The organism is Rhodococcus sp. NPDC056743, from assembly GCF_042790355.1.
GTDB lineage: Bacteria > Actinomycetota > Actinomycetes > Mycobacteriales > Mycobacteriaceae > Rhodococcus_F.
This window is the reverse complement of sequence record NZ_JBHTZI010000012.1, coordinates 224699-245937: the sequence shown is the minus strand read 5'-3', so window position 1 is coordinate 245937 and position 21239 is coordinate 224699. Positions and strand designations below refer to the sequence as shown.

Annotated in this window: 21 protein-coding genes; 14 read left to right on the top strand and 7 right to left on the bottom strand. The window is 61.4% G+C overall.

The window, feature by feature from the left end:
* Positions 1–82: 82 nt before the first annotated feature.
* Both ACFRFQ_RS27005 and ACFRFQ_RS27000 read right to left on the bottom strand, forming a co-directional pair.
* Positions 83–733 carry a sterol desaturase family protein gene (locus tag ACFRFQ_RS27005; RefSeq protein WP_378664628.1) on the bottom strand — a complete coding sequence of 217 codons (651 nt, stop codon included), beginning with the start codon at positions 731–733 and terminating at the stop codon, positions 83–85.
* A complete protein-coding gene (locus tag ACFRFQ_RS27000; RefSeq protein WP_378664627.1) occupies positions 730–1452 on the bottom strand; it encodes a FadR/GntR family transcriptional regulator in 723 nt (240 codons plus the stop codon). The genes ACFRFQ_RS27005 and ACFRFQ_RS27000 overlap by 4 nt, the downstream gene beginning before the upstream one ends.
* A gap of 138 nt (positions 1453–1590) precedes the next feature.
* Here ACFRFQ_RS27000 and ACFRFQ_RS26995 point away from each other — a divergent pair, with 138 nt between their 5' ends.
* Positions 1591–2622, top strand: coding sequence for an ABC transporter substrate-binding protein (locus ACFRFQ_RS26995; RefSeq protein ID WP_378664625.1), 1032 nt, complete (start codon positions 1591–1593; stop codon positions 2620–2622).
* Here ACFRFQ_RS26995 and ACFRFQ_RS26990 read toward each other — a convergent pair.
* Positions 2551–3294 (bottom strand): TMEM165/GDT1 family protein, encoded by a 744-nt coding sequence (locus tag ACFRFQ_RS26990; protein WP_378664623.1) that lies wholly within the window; start codon positions 3292–3294, stop codon positions 2551–2553. The two genes, ACFRFQ_RS26995 and ACFRFQ_RS26990, sit on opposite strands and share 72 nt — an antisense overlap.
* Before the next feature lie 293 nt (positions 3295–3587).
* Entirely contained in the window at positions 3588–4115 is a 528-nt protein-coding gene (locus ACFRFQ_RS26985; protein ID WP_233364288.1) for a peptidase, read from the bottom strand.
* Positions 4116–4259: 144 nt separating this feature from the next.
* Between ACFRFQ_RS26985 and ACFRFQ_RS26980 the strand changes: the two genes are divergently transcribed.
* The 7 genes from ACFRFQ_RS26980 to ACFRFQ_RS26950 all read left to right on the top strand — a co-directional run bounded on the left by ACFRFQ_RS26980 (position 4260) and on the right by ACFRFQ_RS26950 (position 12066).
* Positions 4260–5591 (top strand): DUF1254 domain-containing protein, encoded by a 1332-nt coding sequence (locus tag ACFRFQ_RS26980; RefSeq protein ID WP_378664622.1) that lies wholly within the window; start codon positions 4260–4262, stop codon positions 5589–5591.
* Positions 5592–5609: 18 nt separating this feature from the next.
* Positions 5610–6182, top strand: coding sequence for an HdeD family acid-resistance protein (locus ACFRFQ_RS26975; RefSeq protein ID WP_378664620.1), 573 nt, complete (start codon positions 5610–5612; stop codon positions 6180–6182).
* Positions 6172–7362: an AI-2E family transporter gene (locus tag ACFRFQ_RS26970; protein ID WP_378664619.1), complete on the top strand. Its 1191-nt coding sequence runs from the start codon at positions 6172–6174 to the stop codon at positions 7360–7362. The genes ACFRFQ_RS26975 and ACFRFQ_RS26970 overlap by 11 nt, the downstream gene beginning before the upstream one ends.
* 105 nt (positions 7363–7467) lie before the next feature.
* Positions 7468–8298: a polyphosphate polymerase domain-containing protein gene (locus tag ACFRFQ_RS26965; RefSeq protein ID WP_378664617.1), complete on the top strand. Its 831-nt coding sequence runs from the start codon at positions 7468–7470 to the stop codon at positions 8296–8298.
* A complete protein-coding gene (locus tag ACFRFQ_RS26960) occupies positions 8299–8976 on the top strand; it encodes a DUF4956 domain-containing protein (protein ID WP_378664615.1) in 678 nt (225 codons plus the stop codon).
* Entirely contained in the window at positions 8976–10664 is a 1689-nt protein-coding gene (locus ACFRFQ_RS26955; protein WP_378664613.1) for a CotH kinase family protein, read from the top strand. Before ACFRFQ_RS26960 ends, ACFRFQ_RS26955 begins: the two co-directional genes overlap by 1 nt.
* A 46-nt stretch (positions 10665–10710) precedes the next feature.
* The gene (locus tag ACFRFQ_RS26950; RefSeq protein ID WP_378664611.1) at positions 10711–12066 is read left to right on the top strand and encodes a hypothetical protein; all 1356 of its coding nucleotides are present in this window, start codon (positions 10711–10713) and stop codon (positions 12064–12066) included.
* Here ACFRFQ_RS26950 and ACFRFQ_RS26945 read toward each other — a convergent pair.
* The gene (locus ACFRFQ_RS26945) at positions 12063–12686 is read right to left on the bottom strand and encodes a superoxide dismutase (RefSeq protein ID WP_033235191.1); all 624 of its coding nucleotides are present in this window, start codon (positions 12684–12686) and stop codon (positions 12063–12065) included. The two genes, ACFRFQ_RS26950 and ACFRFQ_RS26945, sit on opposite strands and share 4 nt — an antisense overlap.
* 233 nt (positions 12687–12919) lie before the next feature.
* On the opposite strand from ACFRFQ_RS26945, the gene ACFRFQ_RS26940 reads away from it, so the two are divergent.
* From ACFRFQ_RS26940 to ACFRFQ_RS26930, 3 genes are all read left to right on the top strand, one after another.
* Positions 12920–14119 (top strand): acyltransferase family protein, encoded by a 1200-nt coding sequence (locus tag ACFRFQ_RS26940; protein ID WP_378664609.1) that lies wholly within the window; start codon positions 12920–12922, stop codon positions 14117–14119.
* On the top strand, positions 14037–14750 hold the full coding sequence (msrA, locus tag ACFRFQ_RS26935; protein WP_138871325.1) for a peptide-methionine (S)-S-oxide reductase MsrA: 714 nt from the start codon (positions 14037–14039) through the stop codon (positions 14748–14750). Before ACFRFQ_RS26940 ends, msrA begins: the two co-directional genes overlap by 83 nt.
* 107 nt (positions 14751–14857) lie before the next feature.
* Entirely contained in the window at positions 14858–15451 is a 594-nt protein-coding gene (locus ACFRFQ_RS26930; RefSeq protein WP_378664607.1) for a hypothetical protein, read from the top strand.
* A gap of 10 nt (positions 15452–15461) precedes the next feature.
* Here ACFRFQ_RS26930 and ACFRFQ_RS26925 read toward each other — a convergent pair whose 3' ends face one another.
* Together ACFRFQ_RS26925 and ACFRFQ_RS26920 are read right to left on the bottom strand one after the other, a co-directional pair.
* Positions 15462–16391: an LLM class F420-dependent oxidoreductase gene (locus tag ACFRFQ_RS26925; RefSeq protein ID WP_378664606.1), complete on the bottom strand. Its 930-nt coding sequence runs from the start codon at positions 16389–16391 to the stop codon at positions 15462–15464.
* Between the two features lie 26 nt (positions 16392–16417).
* Entirely contained in the window at positions 16418–18190 is a 1773-nt protein-coding gene (locus tag ACFRFQ_RS26920; protein WP_378664604.1) for a hypothetical protein, read from the bottom strand.
* 444 nt (positions 18191–18634) lie between these two features.
* Here ACFRFQ_RS26920 and ACFRFQ_RS26915 point away from each other — a divergent pair, with 444 nt between their 5' ends.
* The 3 genes from ACFRFQ_RS26915 to ACFRFQ_RS26905 are packed head-to-tail and all read left to right on the top strand — an operon-like array spanning position 18635 to position 21219.
* Positions 18635–19492, top strand: coding sequence for a DUF4328 domain-containing protein (locus ACFRFQ_RS26915; RefSeq protein ID WP_378664602.1), 858 nt, complete (start codon positions 18635–18637; stop codon positions 19490–19492).
* Positions 19489–20253: a glycerophosphodiester phosphodiesterase gene (locus ACFRFQ_RS26910; protein ID WP_378664600.1), complete on the top strand. Its 765-nt coding sequence runs from the start codon at positions 19489–19491 to the stop codon at positions 20251–20253. Before ACFRFQ_RS26915 ends, ACFRFQ_RS26910 begins: the two co-directional genes overlap by 4 nt.
* 51 nt (positions 20254–20304) lie before the next feature.
* Positions 20305–21219, top strand: a complete 915-nt coding sequence (locus ACFRFQ_RS26905) for a DUF5926 family protein (protein ID WP_378664598.1) — start codon at positions 20305–20307, stop codon at positions 21217–21219.
* Positions 21220–21239 lie beyond the last annotated feature (20 nt).

Below are 21239 nucleotides of genomic sequence, written 5' to 3'. Positions count from 1 at the left end.
TCGAGCGAGATTCAACGAAAATTGCTGATACACAGTCAAGTTCAAGTTCATTGCCAGCTGGGAGCCAGGAACTGTCATTTCTTCACAGCTTCGAGGCGGTACCATGCAGATTCTTCGCAGTCGGGGATGTCTCGACTGATGTGGGATCGGGGCAGGTACCCAGCACACGATCGGCGGTTCCCGCGGTGGTGACCGTGAACCAGTAGTGCTCGTTCTTGAAGTGGTGATTGCGATGATTACGCCAAACCGACCGGTAGAAAGCAGTTTTCGGTTTGTAGTCACTGTGGATGAGGAAGTGGGTCCACTCGTAGCCAAGGCCCAGCACGGAAATGCACGTCAGGAACGTCAGGCCGAGTTCGATGCGGGGAAACGACAGGAGGGCGACGGCGGTCAGAACGGGAATCACGATCAGGAGCGTCTGCCACGGAATGAAGATGAGTGAGACGGTTCGCGGCGCGAAGTGGTGTTCCCGATGGCTACGGGCCAGCCGTGAATCGAGCGTGACGCCGGCAATGGTCCGTGGCTTCCAGTGCAGTACAAATACGTGAATGATCCACTCCACGAAGGGAAACGCGGCAATCATCACGAGCGGAACGAGTGTGTCGGTGATCTGCCAGTTGCCCAGCGCAATGCGCGTCGCCGCCGCAGCCAGCAGCATGGTGCCGATCATCCACGGCGTCGGCGACTTGCGGAACGTCCGTGCGGCATCGGCGAGAGTGACGGGCTTACTCATGGATCCAGTCCTTCTAGGAAGGCGAGAGCGTCGCCAATGGCTGTGGTGCCGGTGTGGAGCAGCTTCGCTGCCAGTGTTTCGGCGGTGATCTCGTCGTGTGAAGTGATGGCGGAGGCCAGTTTTCGATACAGTTCGGTCTGGCCGACTTCGGCAACCATGACGGAAGCAAGTGCCGTCATGGCCGGTTCGTACGCGGTGCGCAGGCTGTTGAAGATCAACTGGAAGGCAATGGAATCTGCGCTGTCGACAACGATGTCCCAGAACGCCAGCGCGAGGTCTTGCAGTTCTACCGGATCTTCGGTGGCGCCAAGATGTTCCACGGCCACGTCGAGTTCTCCGGCTGATTCCGCCGAGATGCGACGGGCGGCCAGCACTGCGATCTGCGGCCCCATCAACTCGCGAGTCTCGAGAACGCTGCGCACCACGCTCAGATCGGGGACGCTGTCGCGCACCAGCAATTGGGGGAGAAGTTCCGGTCCGGCCTGGCGTCGGAAATCGCGCACCGATGTGGACTCGCCCTGCCGAACCTCGACGAGTCCGGCCTGGGCGAGCTTCTGAATTGCCTCTCGGACTGCCGGCCTCGAGACCCCGAATGCTTCGGCAAGTTTGCGCTCGCTCGGGAGATTTTCTCCAGCCGCAAGCTCGCCGGCCAGCACTTTCACCGAAATCTGATCGAACACTGCGCCGGAGGCCGAGGTACGTGCAACGGGTTGGAACATGTACTGACGATAGGCCGCACACTGGCAAGAGGTCAAGTGGTCAGACCAGTTGTGGTTGGCGTGAAAGAAACAGCGCTTGGCCAACAAGCTTCACCGTAACGCCGCAGGTGAGAGTAATTTTAGGCGACCCTAATTCGAATGACCGTCAGGAAGCCGATGACACCACTTCTCTTGCCGACTCTCGATTCCGATGCCGAGTTCGCTCGCATCACTGCCGCGCTTACCCGTCGTGGATTCCTCGGGGCGGGCGCATTGGCCGGGATCGGGCTGCTCGCGTCCTGCGGTACCAGCTCCGGTGAATCGGCAGCGGGAGAAATGCGCACGATCACCACTGTGAACGGCCAGGTGGAGGTGCCCGTAAACCCGAAGCGGGTGGTCAGCGCCGATTACTACACCGGCCCCGCGATGGTCGACGCCGGTTTCACCCCCGTCGGACTGCCGGTGGACTACGAAAACACCGACGGCATCCCCGAGCCGTATGCGTCTGCTTTGCGGTCTCTGCCGAAGGTCGGGCGCTGGTACGAGCCCAACGCCGAGGCGATCGCGGCGCTCTCGCCTGACTTGATCGTGATGACCGACCGTCTTGCGGAGACCAGCCCGGACCTCTACGAGCAGATCCGGTCGATCGCTCCGACCGCGGTCTTTGCCGAAGAAGGGCAGTACGCGTGGAAGGAGCGTGCCCACGGTGTCGCGGACGCGCTCAACCAGAGTGCGAAGGTTCAGGAGTTGGCAGACCGGTACGAGGCACGGATCGCCAGGTTCCGCAGCGACAATGCCGACGTGCTGAGCAAGGTGAAGGTCGTCTACACCACGTACTTCGAGGAGAGTGGCTTCTCGCTGTACTCGCCGACCAAGTATCAGACGACTGTCATCAGCGAGGCCGGATTCCAGTTCAACGACCGTTCGCTCGCACTCCCTGCCGGAACCAACGAGTGGTTCCCGAAAGAGCAGTTGGAGCTACTCGACGAAGCCGACGTCATCATCACCAACAGCGGCAAGGGCCCCATCAACGAGAAGTTGTCCGGCGACACCATCTTCCAGCGTCTGCGCGCCGTCAAGAACGGGCAGGTGTACTCGTTCGACTACGAGGGCGTCGCCTCATTCGGTTGGGCGCTTACCTTCCTCGAGCAGTTCCAGCGGATCGCTGAGGAGATCAGAGCCAACCTCTGAAGGCGGCTTCGGGTGGGTGCGCTTCCAGAACATCCGGGCCAGCGCACCCGCCACGGACACTGCGAGGACGATTCCGCCGCCGATGATGCCGACGGACGACTCGGGAAAGATACCTTCGAGCAGCAGCCAGACACCGAAGACGAAGAACAGCACTGCCGCGCCGATCTTGATGAAACCTTCCGGAAGATGTTTTCCGAGAACCGAACCGACGATGATGGCCAGCGCGTCGGCCGCCACCATGCCGACGGTGGATCCGATCCAGATGCCGATCCAGTCGTTGTCAGCCGCGAGGGTGATGGTGGCGAGCATGGTCTTGTCGCCGAGTTCGGCCAGGAAGAACGCCGATGCGACGGCGATGAAGGCGGACCGGGTGACGCGTCCGGCCTTGTTCTGCTCGTCCTCGGTGAGATCGTCACCGCGCAGAGTCCAGAGACCGAAGATCAGGAACGCGATACCGCCGACGATGGAAATTGCCGCAGTGGGAAGTGCGACGCCGAGGTAGTGGCCGACAGCGACCGAGACCAGATGAACAAGGGTGGTGGCGACGGTGATACCGCCGAGAACGACCCACCAGCGATAACGCAACGCAAACGTCATGGCCATCAGCTGGGATTTGTCGCCGAGTTCAGCGACGAAGATGACGCCGAAACTCAAAAGTATTGCGGCAAGCAAGATTTACTCCTCCGGTCGGTATCGGTCGGAGGAAAAATGGGGCCTCCGGCCTGGGCAGGCGCAACGGGTGCGCTTGTCCGGCCGAAGGTCTCGCCCACCGAGGTCGCAAGACCTTCGGTTCGCCAGGCCGGGTGCTTCGCGATCCGCACCCGGCGGAACGCGTCGAACCAGTATGTCGACACAGGCGATTGGGGGCTACTCCCCTTCGTTGTTACCGAGGGTAGCCTGCGTTACGCGAATTGGCAAAGCGCACAGCAAGTTTGGGAACCCGAACTTATCGCTTACCGTTACCGTCAGCAGGCGAGGAGCATCGCCAAAACTGCGGTGTCGGGATCGCTGATCGGATCGATACCCACCCGGCTGATCATCGAGACAACCGTCCCGTCCGCCTCGGCTTCCACCCAAGCGGCCCGATGGTCCAAACCGAGGTACGGCAGGCCGGGAAGTAGGACGCACCCAGAGGCGCTGCCCTCACATTCCGGCAGGCTGGGCGTGGTTTCCGACGGTGGGTGCAGCATGATCAGCGCCGGCGGTTGATGCTCGGAAAAGCGCCCAGGTGGCAGAGCAAAATCTCCGAGAACCGGTCCTTCGGCCATCACCAACCCCACAGTGCCCGGTTGGGGATCATCCGGGACATCCTCGTGCACGCCGAACACCGTCGTGGTGGGCAACAGGCCGGGGAGTGACGCGACCCGCACAGCCAACGCGAGCAGTTGCGCCCATTCTTTGGTGGTATCGGGCCAACGCCCCGAAATGACAAAACCCTGCAACGCTCCGGCTTGCTGGAACGGTGAGATGCCTATCGCTTCATTTCTATTCATCTCTGTTCCTCCCCGAGGTGATGACACGTAAGTCCGGCACACATCGTTGGGTAGCTAAAATATGCGCCTAACCACCGCTGGCACACAAGAGTGGGGGAGTGCCAGCGTGGTTTGCGCAGGTGAGGGCGGTGGTATCCACCAGGCATGACTGCCTCGAAGCGCTCGTCGTTGGATGATCTGGCAACGCAGGCCTGGATATTCGGATATCCACTGTTGATAGCGGCGGTCTCACGGGATGTGATGACGGCAACCGAGACTCCGCGTGGCATGAAAGCCCCGCTCAATCAGTTTGCGTATGCGCGGGAAACCCCGGACGCTTCGTTCACGGATGTGGTCTCACCCAACGCGGACACCCTCTACTCGTCGGCATGGTTGGACCTGAAAACCGAACCGCAGGTCTTGACCTTGCCGGACTTCGGGACGAGGTACTGGCTGGTCCCGATTCTCGACGCGTGGAGCGATGTCTTCACCGTGCCCGGTTCGCGAACGGTAGGTCGCACCGGCGGACCGTACGTCGTGGCAGGCCCGAAATGGAATGGGGAAGTACCGAGGGGAATGACGCTTCTCCGCTCGCCGACCGCCATGAATTGGATAGTGGCGCGCTACGCGACATCAGGCGGCACCGACCTCGCCGCGGTACATACGTTGCAGGACGCGACTCGGCTGACACCTCTGTCGCAGTGGACGGACAACAAGGAGGGGTACACGGCGCCCCAAGGCGCCGTCGATCCCACTGTCGACTCCTTCACGCCCCCGGTCGACCAGGTTGCCGCGATGGACGGACAAGCGTTCTTCACCGCACTCGACGCGTTGCTCGACGACAATCCACCGCGTCCCGAGGATTCCGAGATCATGAATCAGCTCGGCGACATCGGCATCGGATCGGGACTCGCGTGGGCGTCGAGGCCACCCGAAGTTCGGGACGCGCTGGACCGCGCCGCGCGCAGCGGCATGGACGTGTTGCACAAGATTGCGGCCGACGCCGAGAGCTCCCCTAAAAACGGCTGGACCATGCACCGTGGGTTAGGGCACTACGGAACACATTATGCGCAGCGGGCTTTGATCGTGTGGCTGGGATTCGGCGCCAACCTCGACGCGGACGCCGTGTATCCGCATGCCACCACCGACATCGACGGTAACGAACTGACCGGCGAGAAGAACTACGTTCTGCACTTCGACGAGGACGAGTTGCCGCCGGTCGAAGGTTTCTGGTCTCTGACGATGATGAACGAGCGACAGTTCTTCGTGGACAATCCGATTGATCGCTACGCTATCGGTGACCGAAGTGACCTCGAATTCGAAGACGACGGCTCGCTGAATATCTACATCCAACATGAGTCTCCCGGCGGCGACAAGGAAAAGAACTGGTTACCCAGCCCGGCGGACGGATTCAACGTATTCTTGCGACTGTATTGGCCCAAGGCTTCGGTGCTCTCGGGATCGTGGACGGCACCGGGTATTCGTCCGACGAACTGAAATGCTCGGAGGCTACTGATGGTCGCAACGAACCCGTTCGTGTTGTACGGCAAAGAGATCTGGTGGATGATCCTGGTCCGCGGAATCTTCGGCGTGATTTTCGGCATCATCGCCCTCGTGTGGCCGGGAATTACCGTGGTGGCCTTGGTCTTCCTGTTCGGTATCTACTCCATCGTGGACGGCGTGGTCACCCTGGTGCGGGCAATCCGCGACCGCGCTCATCTCAGTTCGTGGGGATGGTTCGTCTTCACGGGCGTGGTCTCCGTGGCCGCCGGTGTTGTTGCTTTGGTATGGCCAGGAATCACAGCGGTGGTCCTGCTGTACATCATCGCGTTCTACGCAATCCTGTTCGGAATCCTCGGCGTGGTTGGATCTTTCAAGCTCAAGGGCTTGCCAGGCTCCGGGTGGGGATGGCTACTCGCGGCGTCGGTGCTGGCCGTGATCTTCGGAGTAATACTGCTCATCTTCCCTGGTGAAGGCATCATCGGGTTGACCTGGTTGCTGGGTTGGTACGCAATATTCTTCGGCATCTTGATGATCGTCGGTGCGTTCCAGATCAGGAGTCGGGCAAAGGAAGCTGGTGTTCTCTAAGCGGGCTCCCGTCCCCGTTCCTGTTCCCGCTCCGGCACCGACAGTGACAGGCGCCGAGCACTGGTCGATTCCCCGCGGGCTGATCGTACTGCTCGGCGCTGCCGCCACAGTGGTTGCGGTGGCCGGGATGAAAGGGTTCAGCGGAATCCTCGGACCGGTCTTTCTGGCCTTGATGCTCACCATTGCCGTTCAACCGATTCAGGATTGGGCACAGAAGCACGGATGGCCGAAGTGGCTCGGCATGCTCGGCGCCCTGGTCACGGTGTACTTGATCCTGATCGGTCTGGCTGCGTCGTTGGTAGTCTCGACCGCTCAGTTGGCTACGATTCTGCCGGAATACTCCGACAAGATGGGCGAGCTCCTGGATCAGGGCCGAAGTACCCTGGCAGACTTCGGGGTTGACACCGAGCAGATCCAAAACACGGTGAGCAGCGTTGATCTCACAAAACTGCTGGGTGTCGTCGAGACGGCGCTCGAAGGATTGCTCGGGGTGCTTTCCGACCTCGTGTTCATTCTCGCGTTGCTGCTGTTCATGGCTTTCGACGGCATGAGTATCCGGTCCAGGTTGCATATCCTGGCCGAAGAGCGCCCCGAAATTTCGTACGCTCTCTCCACCTTCGCGAAGGGGACTCGCAAGTATCTGGTGGTGTCCACGGTTTTCGGTCTCATCGTCGCGGTGCTCGACGGCGGCGCTCTGTGGTTGATGGGGATTCAACTGCCGGTGCTGTGGGCGTTGTTGTCGTTCATCACCAATTACATTCCGAACATCGGATTTGTGATCGGAGTGATTCCGCCGGCGCTCCTGGGACTGCTTCAGGGTGGCCCCTGGCTGGCAGTCTGGGTGATCGTCGTCTACTCCGTCATCAACTTCGTCATCCAATCCATCATCCAACCCAAGTTCGTCGGCGATGCGGTTGGCCTGTCGGTCACGATGACCTTCCTCTCCCTCATCTTCTGGTCCTGGGTACTGGGAGCACTCGGCGCACTGCTCGCCATTCCGCTCTCACTCTTGGTGAAAGCTGTCCTGCTCGACATCGATCCGGCGACCCGGTGGGCAGACATCCTGATCAGTGGTCCCAAAGAGGTCAAAGCGATAGCTGGTCCGGTGGTCGAACCGGAGTTGGAGGAGAAACCGCCGGAAGAAAAGCTCAATGTGAATAGCGAACAAACTCCAGATTGACGCAGTCTTGCTTTCAGGTTGACAGGAAACTGCCAGCTTTACTCCAGAATTACCAAAGCTTGATGGAGTGAACTGTCTTCCAGTCGACGAAGAAAGGCAACGTCATTGGGAACGCCCGAACGATCTCTGCACACTGCCAGTTCGCTCCATGCGTTCAACCGGTACGAGATCAAGTATCTAGCTCACGAACGTGACGTTCCGGCATTGCGCGAGGAACTGAACGCGCACATGGACTCCGATGTGAATTCGCCGATCGGTGGATACCCGGTGACAAGCCTGTACTACGACACACAGAGCCTGCGCTTCTACTGGGAAAAGATCGAGGGTCTGAAGTTTCGCCGCAAACTCAGAATCCGCCTGTACGGTCGCCCGTCCGATGCTGTTGACGAGACGCCCGTGTACGTCGAGATCAAGCAGCGGGTCAATCGTGTGACGCAGAAGCGGCGCATCCAGGTCCCCTACGGCGTTGCGCGGCAACTGTGTGACACACGCAGCGACATCGACGTCGACACATCGGCGCAGCCTTTTGTCAACGAAGTATCCACCCTGGTCGGCAATCTCGATCTACGGCCGTCGGTCACCACCGGCTATCTGCGTGAAGCGTTTGTCGGTGTCGACGCCGATCTCGGCTTGCGGGTGACTATCGATCACAAGATCCACGGCCGAGACCGCGACTTCCACTTCGCATCCGAGTCCGAGAATCGGTTCATCATCCCGCCGCATCTGTGCATCGTGGAGATCAAAGCCAATGAGCGTGTTCCCTATTGGGTTACGGACATGGCGGCGCGTCGGGACATGTCCGTCGTGCGAATCTCCAAGTACTGCCAGAGCGTCGAGGCCTTCGGAATGGCACCACGTTCCCGCTTGCACGCCCGTGAAGAAATGCTCACGCCCTCGAACGCTTTCGAGAGCTCCCTCGTGAAAACAGGACAGTAAATGAATTTCGATCTACAAGATCTCAGCGGTACCTTTTCGACCTTTGACATCATTGTCTCGCTTTCCCTTTCGTTCGTGCTGTCCGCGATCATCGGCTACGTGTACCGATTGACGCACAAGAACGTTTCGTACAGTCAGTCGTACGTGCAGACCCTCGTGATGGTGGGCATGATCATCAGCCTCATCATGCTGGTTGTCGGCTCCAACGTCGCGCGCGCATTTGCGCTCGTCGGAGCACTCTCGGTTGTGCGATTCCGCAACGCCATCAAGGAAACTCGCGACGTGGGCTTCATCTTCCTCGTCATGGCAATCGGAATGACAACGGGTACAAGGTTTTACCTCCTGGCGATTGCTGCGACAGTCGCGATCTGCCTCGTTTTGGTCCTGATGAGCAAATTCAACATGTTCAAGCTCGACGTGCAACGTCAGGTTGTGAAGGTGCAAGTTCCCCCGGAGCCCGGATACACCGCGCTGGTCGAAGACATCCTGATCGATTTCACCAAGGAATTCGAACTCGTTTCCACCGAATCGGTACGTTCAGGCGCTCTGACCGAGCTGTACTACACCGCGCAGCTGAAGCCGGGTAAGAAACCGGCAGAACTGATCTCGGCTCTCAGCGGTGTCAACTCCGGCCAGCGCGTCACAGTCCTGACCGGTTACGACCAGACAGATATCTGATGGGCGAGAATGTGGCGCCCACCCCGACGGCTACGGCGCCGCGCAAACGGTTGGTGCACCGACTGCCGACGCCCCTGCGTCAGCATTGGAAGTTGGCTGCTACGTTCATCGCGTTTGTGGCTGTGCTTGCCATAGTCTTCGGCGACAGCAGGGTTCGTCCGTACATCACCGGTGACGCCACTGTCATCGCGTCGCAGGTCACCGAAAATATCACGGGCACTGTAGATTTCTTCGACACGTCGGTTGAGCACACCTTTGAAGTCGAATTCACGCAGGCCGACTACGACAAGATGATCGATGCCTACGAAACCGATGGTGACAAGGAATGGATCACTGCGGACCTGACTATCGACGGCACACTTGTCACCGATGTCGGAGTGCGACTCAAAGGCAATTCCACCCTGAGGGGCTTGCAGAACAGCACATCCCGCGAGGGCGGAATGCAACCGCCGGAAGGGATGGAGTTGCCGGAGGGCATGGAACTGCCGGAAGGCATGGAGTTACCGGACGGCGCTGCGCTGCCCGATGGCGCTGCTGGTGGCATGGGGGGTGGACGAGGTGGCATGGTGACACTCTCGGCCGACGATCCGGCTTCGCTACCGCTGCTGATCAGCTTTGACAAGTACGTCTCCGGCCGGGCCTACCAGGGTATGACGCAACTGTCGGTCCGCCCGGGAAGTCCGGTGCTGAACGAGGCGATGGCATTGTCTCTGACAGCTGAAAGTGGTCAGCCCACACAGCGATACAGTTACGCGGTCTATTCGGTCAACGGGTCCGAAACCCAGACGCGGTTGATACTCGAGCATCCGGACGACGGCTACGCGAACTCCCTGTTCGACAGTGACGGAGTGCTGTACAAGGCCGATGCCAACTCGAGTTTCACCTACCAAGGTGACGACCAGACGACCTACGTCGACCAGTTCAAGCAGATCAACGGTGAAGGGTCGCAAGACCTCCAGCCGATCATCAGCTTCCTGAAGTGGCTCGATTCCGCGTCGGACGAGCAGTTCGATGCCGAACTGGGCGATTGGGTGGATGTCGATTCCTTCGCCAGATACGTTGCGACGCAGAATCTTCTGGTGAACAGTGACGACATGGCAGGGCCGGGCAAGAACTACTACCTGTGGTACGACCTCGACTCGAAGAAGATCTCCGTAGTGTCCTGGGACCTGAATCTTGCGCTGAGCAGTAATTCCGAAGCGGGCCCGCATGATTCGATCAGCATGGGCGGCGGGGGTGGTTTCGGCGCGGCGCAGCAGGGAGCCGCGACAGAGGGTGCCGCACCGCAGGGAGCCGCACCGCAAGCCGGCGCGACACGAGGTGGGCGCATGAGGCCGCAAGCGGCAACCGACGGCACTGCACCCACCGACGGCACTGCACCCACCGACGGCGGACAGATGCCCGGCGGGGCTGGGGGCATGGGCGGCGGAATGGGAGGCAACCAACTCAAGGAGAAGTTCCTCGCGTCGACGGCCTTCACCGAGATCTATGACTCCGCGTACCGCGAACTGTACGAGCAGCTCTTCTCGAGTGGACGCGCGCTGGAAGTTCTGGACGACGTCGCGGCATCGATTCCGATCAGTGACGGGTTGACCGAACAGGCTCTTGCCACCGAGGTGGAGACCATGAGGACGCGGTTGCAGGCCAGGACGGATGCGCTGGCAGACGATCCGGTGATGGTCGGCTGAGGCCACTCTCAGTATTTCTACAAGATCGCCCTCTATCGTCTCGGCCATGAGCACCGCGAACAACGCCGAGAACACTCACCGCCAGCCGTCGCTACTTGGTCGACGGCTGGCGGTGGGCGGTTTGGCAGCCGTTGTGGTGGGTGCGGTGGCCGGTACTGGCTGGGTGTGGTTCTCGGGCGGCGAGAACAGCTCGCGGACTGTGGCGATAGTCAACACCGACGCTGGGGCCATGCTGGACGGCGAAGAACTACGCGCCGGTGACACGCTGGTCGAGACACTGAGTGCGAGCGAGGATTTTGACTTCTCCGTCGTGGACAGTCCCAGCGGCAACTACTTTGCGACGCTCACCGTGCCCGAGAATTTCAGTGAGTCGGTTGCCTCGATGCTCGGCCCGGATCCACAGCAGGCGAGCATCGACCTCGATGTCCAGGGCGCAGACGGCGCGCAGGCGGTAGCACTGACGCGCGCAGTGTCGGCGCAGGTAAGTGCCGACGGTATCAAGGGATTGATGTCGCAGACGTCAGCCGCTCGCCGGGCCTTCGATCAGAATCTTGTGACCGCGCAGATGTTGGTGGCGGGAACAGCGGGCGCCGAGAAGTCGATCGATCAGGTCAAGGCCGGGGCAGACACGATCCTGCCGTATCTGGAGACGGCCCGCGCGGGTTCGTTGGAGCTGACGAGTGTCGCCGAGCAGGTTTCCGGCGTCGTGAATCAGGCAGCCGGGTCGGCGGAGGAGTTGGCTACGCGCGCAGACTCTCTCGGTCTGACGTTGGGGGAGGCGTCGTCGTCCACCGCAGATCTCAAGGCGCGCATCGACTCCCTGACCGGTGCGTTGAACGGATTGCCGGTGCCCCAGGATATTACGGCGCAGTTGGCGGGCGTGGGCACCGATTTGGGTGCGGTGACAGCACAATTGAACGCTGTCCCGTCGATGCTGGGTGGATCGGTTGGACCCGATACTGCACTCGGTGATCTGGTGCGAACTGCCGTCGGTCAATTGCAGGGCGCTAGTGCTCAATTGAACAGCGCTGCCGGTCAATTGAGTGACGGTTTGATTCCGATCGCAGATCAGGCTCCGCAGATGCTGGACGACGTGACCACTCAGATCACCCAGGGGTTCGGGACTCTCAAGTCGGTTGCGACGTCGTTGGTGACCGGGTTGGACACTGCAAAATCCGGGTTGCCGGCGATGACCACTCCGCAGCAGGTTCAGCTGATGTCGGTGCTGTCCGATCCGGTGGCGGTGAATCAAACCAGTGGGGCCGCAAGTGGATCTGATTCGCGCACAATTGCTTTGGTGTTCGGCACGGCAACAGCCGTTCTTGCCGGGGCATTGCTGATGCAAACGGCGGCGCCCCTGGTGCAGGAGCGCCGCCGCGTGAAGCAAGAAGAAAGTGACTAGACGATCAGACCTGCCGTCTGCGTACGAGCGCGCTCGAAGCGTGCCGTGACGTCGTTCCAGTTCACGATGTTCCAGAATGCCTTGACGTAGTCGCCCTTGACGTTCTGGTAGTCGAGGTAGAAAGCGTGCTCCCACATGTCCAGCATCAGCAGCGGCGTGAGGCCGATGGAGATGTTGCCCTGCTGATCGTAGAGCTGGACGATGACGAGGCGTGCGCCGATGGAATCCCACGCGAGGATGGACCAGCCGGAACCCTGGATGGCGTTGGCGTTCGCGGAGAAGTGTGCGCGGAAGAGATCGAACGAACCGAAGTTGTCGTCGATCGCTGCGGCGAGCTCGCCTTCGGGCTTGTCGCCACCGTCAGCGCTGAGGTTGTTCCAGAAAACGGTGTGGTTGGTGTGGCCACCGAGGTGGAAAGCCAGGTTCTTCTCGAGCAGGTTGGCCTGCGCGGCGATGGTGTCGTTCTCGCGAGCCTCGGCCAGCTTCTCGAGTGCAGCGTTGGCGCCGGCGACGTATGCCGCGTGGTGCTTGTCGTGGTGCAGCTCCATGATCTTGCCCGAGATGTGCGGCTCGAGGGCTGCGTAGTCGTAGGGGAGTTCCGGCAGCGTGTAAACAGACACGAGGGTCCCTTCTTTGCGGGCTCCGTGAGCCCTGCTTCTTCGAGAGTATGGTGCTTGGATTGCGGATCAATCTTGGGTATCCACCCAATAACATTCGTACACGGTCTGCAACAGTTAAGCTCAGGTAGTCATCACCTGAAAATAAAGTTCGGTGACCCGAAAACTGGGTGATCTCGGTCAATCGTGCGTCCGGAAATTCGTCGTAAAGGTGAACGGAACCTTAAACTTGCTCGATGCCCGCACCAGTTTTCCTCCCGGAGTCATCAGAGGCAGTACCGCCTCGGGTGCATCTTCCGGGCGCTGACCTGCTGCGCGCACTCGCTGTGGCGGCGGTGATCTACTCCCACATCTCGTTCTACGTCATCGACGATCTCGGCTCCGGCTGGTGGCTGATCGACGTCGTCTACGGCGCATTGATCGAGCCCGCCCAGCTCAATCAACACTTGTCGTTTGTCGGCGTCGCGACGTTCATGATGTTGACCGGCGCCCTGGTGACGCGGTCCGCGATACGTGATCGGCCCGGTAAATTCCTGACCAACAGATTGAGTCGGCTGGTGCCGGCCTTCTGGGTGGCGATTGCGATAGCCATCCTGCTGGTTCGACTCGGCATCAACGGCATGTTCAGCGGTCAGGACGGTATTTCGAATACCCAAGCGCTGATGAGCTTCTTCCTCGGCGGGTTCTTTCTCACACCCGAAGTGGCTGTTCTCGGTGTGACCTGGACTTTGACCGTCCAATTCCTCTTCTACCTTGCCTGTGTCGCGATGCGGCCGATTCTGCGGATGCGGCCGATCATCATGCCGCTCGGCGGGGCAGCGCTGTGCTCGCTGGTGTTGCTGTACAACATTTACGTACCGATGCCGTACACCGTTCCGATGCTCTCGAAGATCGCTGCGACACTCCCGGCCGTCTTCCTCGGACAGATCATGTACCTCGCGTGGGCGCGGCTGGCGCCGGGGCGCTGGCTGATCGTCGCTGTTCTGGCACAAATTCACGTCATCCTCGTGGCCACCGAGTTCCGCGTCTACTGGGCCGGCGAGAACTACTTGTGGACCATCACAGTCGTCGCCGCCGCCGTGGTCCTCATCGGCCGCTACGACGGTGCTCCGACGCGCTGGGCCGTCGTGAAATGGCTGTCGACACGCAGCTACATCATTTATCTCGTCCACACGCTGATCCTGTATCGCGTCGTCGAGAACACGACCCCACACGTCGGCCCCACACTCGCCTTCGGGCTGTTCCTTGTTGCCACGGCTGTCGTCGCGGAATTCGGATATCGGTGGGTCGAGCTGCCCGGTGCGCGAACCATCACCGCCTGGCGAAACAAGTACTCACGCGTAGAATCAAAGAATGAGCTGGTACGACGACATTCTGGGGCGAGCGTCCGCACAATCCACCCTGATCAGTCCGCAGGACGCACTGCCAGGACGTGAGACGGCAATGCCGGTACCAGCGGCGCATTACGTGAACGGGCATCCGCTCACGCCGCCGTTTCCCGAAGGAATGCAGACCGTCGTAGTCGGTATGGGTTGTTTCTGGGGTGCGGAGAAGGAGTTCTGGCAGCTTCCAGGCGTCTACAGCACCGCCGCCGGATATGCGGGCGGATTCACTCCCAATCCCACGTACGAGGAAACCTGCTCGGGACGCACCGGGCACACCGAAGTAGTGCTGGTTGTCTTCGACCCGGCCGTCATTTCGTACGAGCAGATCCTGGCCCATTTCTGGGAGAATCACGATCCGACGCAGGGGATGCGTCAAGGTAACGATCAGGGTTCGCAGTATCGATCCGCGATTTTCACGACATCCGAGGATCAGGAGCGAATCGCGCACGCGTCTGCTCTGGCTTTCGGCAAACGATTGACTGACGCCGGATATGGCGCAATTACGACGGAAATAGGTCCGCTGCGCGATTTCTTCTACGCCGAGGACTATCACCAGCAATATCTTGCAAAAAACCCCGGCGGATATTGCCCGGTCCACGCCACGGGAGTCAGCTGCCCGGTAGGACTATTGCGCCAAGATCAGGTGCCGGCCCAGACCGATATTCTTCCGCCGCACGAATAGTTGGTGTTGGAGGACACATGTGATTCCGATCGTTAATACTTGCAACTAGATCGAAATAAAGGGAATCTCGATAGTAAGAGTGTCTTGTCGAGAGAACTGAGCGCATCATGTCCGCTAGTACGCGAGCAACAGCGTCGTTGCTCCGACGCACCATTCACGTCGGCCACGATCCGATGGTCAGGCGTAGTGATCGCATCGAAGGATTCATGTCCTTCGGCATGATCGTTCTTGCAATCCTGCTGGTGCCGTTTGCCATCTGGGCCGGCGGCGCAACGGCAGCAAGCCAGAACGCTCTCATCGCCGAACAGGCCAGGAGCACCCATTCCATCGCCGCCGTCACGACGGGCGACTCGGTTACGTCCAGCGTCGCGACCGCCGACTACATTCCGACGAACACCGAAACCGCACCAGCTCAATGGAACTGGAACGGGCAGGTCCACCGCGAAGACATCACCGTCGACGCCACCACCCCGGCAGGCACTTCCGTCGACATCTACGTCGACAACAACGGTGACAGAACTATCGCCCCCATCACGGAGAGCGCGGCAGACGTGGCTGCGGTCGTGACCGGAATCTTCACGTGGTTCAGCATCATGTCGCTGCTGACCATCGGTTTCATGCTGATTCGGGTGTGGCTCGACCGCAGCCGCGACGCGCAGTGGGACCGGGATCTGCGCGCGTTCCTCGACGCACACGGCTAGAGGCGAAGGCCTACGCGATCTTCGGCATGACCTCGCTCGCCACCAATTCGAGATGGTCGAGATCGCTGAGGTCGAGCGTCTGTAGGTACATGCGCTCTGAACCGGCCTCGGCAAATGCTCCGAGTTTGTCCACCAGCTCCGACGGCGTTCCCGCCAAGCCGTTTTCACGCAATTCGTCGACATCGCGGCCGATGGCAGCGGCCCGCTTGGCGATCTCAGCTTCGTTGCGTCCACAGCACAAGACCAGTGCGTTGGAATACGTCAGTTCGCTCGGGTCCCGGTTGATGTCGACGCAAGCCTGACGAACACCGTCGAAGAGTTCCTTGGTCGCGTCGACCGACTGGAACGGGAGATTGAACTCACTGGCAAACCGCGCAGCCAAAGCCGGAGTCTTCTTCTTGCCGACACCGCCCATCAGAATGGGTGGCCCGCCGTCCTGGTACGGCTTCGGCAATGCCGGAGAATTCTTGATCTGCACGTGCTTGCCGTCGTAGTCGAAATGCTCGCCGACGGGAGTGCGCCACAAGCCTGTCATCACGTCGAGAGTTTCCTCGAGCAGTTCAAAGCGGTCCTTCAGCGTGGGAAACGGAATCCCGTACGCCTCATGCTCCTTTTCGTACCAGCCGGCGCCGATACCGAAGTCGACGCGGCCACCACTCATCTGGTCCACCTGCGCGACGGAGATGGCGAGCGGGCCGGCGTACCGGAACGTCGCCGACGTGACGAGCGTGCCGAGGCGGATAGTCGACGTCTCGCGGGCAATGCCGGCAAGCGTGATCCAGGCGTCGGTCGGTCCGGGAAGGCCGTCGGAATTCATGGCCAGATAGTGATCGGAACGGAAGAACGCTCCGTACCCGAGCTTTTCGGCCGTCTGGGCCACTGCCAGTAGTTGTTCGTAAGTAGCGCCCTGTTGGGGTTCGGTGAAGATTCGCAGATCCATGTGCTCACTCTGCCACTGGTGATGCGTCAGGGCTGTGTGGGGATAACCACTCCTACCTGCCCGGCGGCCAGGCACAGTGACAGTCCTGGGGTCCGCGGTGTGACCTTGACGGACTGGCCGTCGCCGACAACCTGCACGAATACCGAGTGCAGCCCCGCCTTCACCGGGACGGAAACGGCGTCGCCAGTGGTCAAGGACACGTCGATCATTCCGTCTGTGCTCGCGAGGTAGTTGAGCTGAACTGTCCAATCCCAGACGGCCAATGGGCCGTCCAACGTCAGTTCTGTCGGCCCGTCGACGCGTGTTCCGCACTGCGGATCTGTGCCTTCGGGGATCCGTCTGGTGAAGGTGACTTCGCCGTCGATGACATTGCCGCTGTCGTCGATCAGCCGGAGAATCGGTGTGCTGGAGGCAAATTCAGGTCGATCTGGCAGTGGGCCCAGCACGCTTGATGCCATGTTGTTCGGGTAGGTGACGGGGAGGAGCACCCAGATCGAGACCGGCTGATCGAGCAGCGGCGTATCCGTGTTCTGCGCCAACGACGCCCGTGCATTCTGCAGATAGTCACGCGTCGGGCTCTCCCGCCAGACAGTCACGAACGAGAATGTCGAGACCAGGGAACTGGCGACAAACAGAACCGAAAGCCCCACTGCCAGCGGCGCGACAGGAACTGTCGTGCGAGGTGCGGCGCGTCGCGGCGCCGCGAAGTAGAGCGCAACCGCGAGAGCGAACACCGTGGCCGAATCCGTGAAATATCGCAGGGTCTGCGCCAATTCGTACGTTGTCCCCTCGGCGGTGCGGGTGGCAGTCATCGCAACAACCGACGCCAGGAAGTACGCGGCGGCGCAGATCCAGATCCAGGGCGCGCCCTGTCGGGAGCGCACGGTCACCGCTATCACTGTCAGGAGCATGACCCAGGCGGCAACGACCAGGAACATCGGGGGATCGGCCCACGCAGGCCCCGGAATCCATCGCTCCCACTGCCACGGCCCACCCAACAGCGTCGGAAGCATTCCCAGGGAGGTGCCGTGGTGAAGCAGCGCCGTAGACATGCTGCGACCGTTGCCTGTCACCGGCGATTCGACGGTCAGCAGGTACACCGGAATCCAGATCGCGAGCACAACGGCACTCGGAATCCACAGCGCCTTGGCTCTTTTCACAGCTGTGCGAATCGGCGACGCGTCGGAGTGCGTGCGCAAGTACAAGACGATGAACGCGAAGGCCACGAACGGCACCACCGCCGACTTCTCGAAGAACAGCAAAGCCACCACGAAAACAGCTGTCCCCGACACGGCATAGCGTCGTCGGCCCGTCCGCACGAGTTGAATCGCGTCGCCGCACACCCACGCGAGAGCAATCTGCAGGGGAAGTGCGTTGAGCGCCGCAGCCCACCAGGCAAAAGCGGGCAAGGCGAGCGGGATGAACAGATATCCGAGCAACGGAATCAGCAGCGCCGGACGCCATCCGAGTACCAGTCGGAGCGTGCGAAGCAGCGCGAGTGATGCCAACGCCTGGCCGAGCACGAGCAGCGCCACCGGAAGAGCCCACTGATACGGGGCAATTCGCGTGACGAGGCCGGTGAGGAAGAAGGCCGCCGGCATGAAATGGCCGTCGTGGTCGTAGAGCAGCAGTTCGCTCGAGAAGAGGGGGAAGCGCGCTCCGCGTCCGATCAGGATGAGATCGTCCCAGTAGAAGTAGTTCGCCGACGCGACCCATGCGCGAACACCGAGTGCAATCGCTATCGACGCGAGTGCGGTCGGCAGCACGTACCGGGTGGGGCGCGGCATCGGAGGAGTCATCGCCTGGCAATGCTGCCAGGTGCCCGGTCGGACTGGATTCTCCGGTGGACGCCAGTCGCGAATTCACAGGGAATTCGCCCACTTGTCAAATTCATCCTCGAGCCTGTGCATCGTTCGCTAACACCTGTCAGTAAACCCACAACCCATGAGCCCTGACCTGTGGATAAAGGCCCGTGGATTCATCCCAAGCTGGGGATGAACCTGTGGATAGTGTGGATAACTCGAGTTTTTCGGTGTCGCAGGTCACATTATCGGCACAAAGTCGTACCTGGAGATGAAGTTCAGGTTACGGAACAGCTGCGAAACCATTTGCTGCCGTTACCGATACGGCGTGACAGAATCGAGCGTGTGAACCAGGTACAGGTCTGCGCACGGTGCGCCGCACGATGGCCCGTCGTCGGTCCCGCGGGCAGATGGTGTCCCCGCTGCAGCGGCGTCCTCCTCATGCCGGTCCGGACCGACGTGTATCTGCCGCCCTCTCGTCGAGGCTTCCGGTGGATCGCCCGCAACCCCGGCGAACCACGCGGCGTCGGAGATTCAAACCCGCCGCACGTGGACCCGTCGACGCCCCGATACGACGCAGTTCCGGCGTGGGGACTCACCGATGTTGTCGACACCGGCTCCGCCGAGGAGTCTCGCGCCGACCGGATGGCCGATCGCGTCGGCTCGTTGCTCACGATTGCGACAGTTCTGTATGCGTTGGCGGTCTTCGCGGAACTCGGCCGCTACGCGATCCTGGTATACAACCAAACCCGTCTGGTCCCACAACTGCTGTTGACGCTGTCCGACGCCGCTGTCTACTTCACGCAACTCGGTGGCCTGTTTACGGCTGTAGCGGCTGCCGTGGCCGCGGTGTGCTGGCTGTTGCGTGCGCGCCGCGAGTTGTACGCGCGGGAAAAGCGCACCGATCCACGCTCTCGCGGTGAAATCCTGGTCGGCTGCGCAGTGCCGGTCCTCAATCTCGTGATGGCGCCCGTGTATCTGCTCGAACTCGTGCGCCGCGATCCGCGTGGGATCCGGCTGGTCAAGATCTGGTGGGGATTCTGGGCCTTCAGCGGGTTCCTCCTCGTCGTGAATGCGTACTGGCGCTCGCGGCCCGGCCTCCAGGCAATGGCCGACGGAGTGCTCCTCTCCGCCTTTATCGCCTTGATTGCCGCTGCCACCGCTGGGCTCCTGCTGGTGGTGATTCGGCGCATCGAGCACAAAGACTGGCGAGGCGAGCCGGACACCGCGACAAGATGGGTGCCGGTTCCACGATCGGTGCTGGAAAATTCGGCACCCGAAAAAGCGGCTGCTCGGTGAGCCCGGACCATCGAGGCCCGCTCGTCGTAGCCCATCGCGGCGCGTCGGCAGCGAGGCCGGAACACACCCTTGCCGCCTACGAGCTTGCTCTCGCAGAAGGCGCAGACGGGCTCGAGTGCGACGTCCGGCTGACTCGCGACGGCCACCTCGTCTGTGTCCACGACCGCAAGGTGGACCGCACCTCCAGCGGCACAGGCATCGTCAGCGAGATGACCCTCGATTCCCTGAACGCACTCGACTTCGGATCAACCGGTGAGCCCGCCGATCTGCTGACCCTGACCGAACTCATCACCTTGGCGCTGGACTTCTCGCGACCGGTGAAACTGTTCATCGAAACCAAACACCCCGTGCGATACGGCGGACTGGTCGAAGCGAAGCTCCTCGCCGAACTGCACCGCTTCGGCATCGCGTCGCCGCCGTCCGCGGATCATTCCCGGGCCGTCGTGATGTCCTTCTCCGCCAGCGCGGTGTGGCGCGTGCGCCGCGCCGCGCCACTACTCCCGACGGTCCTTCTCGGCGACGCGTCGCGGTATCTCGGCGGCGGAGCGTCGACGGCTGTCGGGGCGACCGCGATCGGTCCGTCCGTGAAGGCGCTGCGTGAGCATCCCGATCTTGTGGACCGCGCCGCCGCGGCCGGACGCGCAACCTACTGCTGGACCGTCGACGACAAGGCGGATGTGGACCTGTGCCGCGAACTCGGGGTCAGTTGGGTGGCCACAAACCATCCCGGCCGCACCAAGCAATGGCTGGGCAGTGCTTAATCGTGCGGACGCAGTGCCTAAACGTGCGGGACGCCGTGTAGTTTTGCCCTCGTGGCTAAGAAGAGCAAGAGAAACAGTGGACCGAAGGTAGACAGTGGGCGCGCAGCGAAGCTCGCCGCCCGCCGAGCAGAGCGCGACGCCGCATCAGGCGCGGTCAACCGCCCGTTCGAAGGCCTCGCGGCAGAGTGCGACCTGGTTGCCATGCGCGAATTTGTTCCTTCGGCCACGGCTCCGCTGCCCGTCATCGGTTCGGATCGCCCCGTCACCGTCGCGACGGTTCTCCCCGGCGCTGTTGCCGCACTCGTCCGTAACGAGGGTGAGACCGCAACCGGATTTGTCGGTGTTCAGGTTCAGGCACATTCCGCCGATCTGGGTGCAGACCTCGCCGCGTCCGTTACGTGGGTTGCCGACGCAGCTCCCGGCGACGCGCTCCCCGCTGCCGATCCCGCCGAGGACACCCCGGCCGTCACCGCCGTCGTCGATCCCGCGGCACTGCTCGACATCACGGTTTACCAGGACTTCAACTGGTGGATCCCCGAAGGAACCGAAACGGATGCCCAGGTCAAGGCCACCGTCGAGCAGGCCAACGCGGCAATCATGCCGTCGGCTCGCCTCGAAGGCGACGGCCTCGTCGCAGCGTGGTGGGTGGACGCCGGCGAGAAGGCGCACCTGCGGTGGGTCCGCCCCGAAAGCGAAGACGACCTGATGCTTGCACTGGCTCGTGTTCACGCTGCCGGTGGACTGAACCTGGGTGAGGGTTCGCGATACGCCGGATCCTTCCGCACCCACGGTCTGCTGGTTCCGGTCTTCGACCTGGACCCGGAGAAGCACGCAAACGAGTGGGTTGCGGCAACCGTCGAGTTCGGTGACCGTCTGGCGCAGGCCCTGGCCGTCGACGCGCCTTTGACCTCGGCAGAACTGCGTTCGCGTGACGGACTGCGTGGACGTCAGGTCACGCTGCGCTGATAACGCTCCACCTATAGACG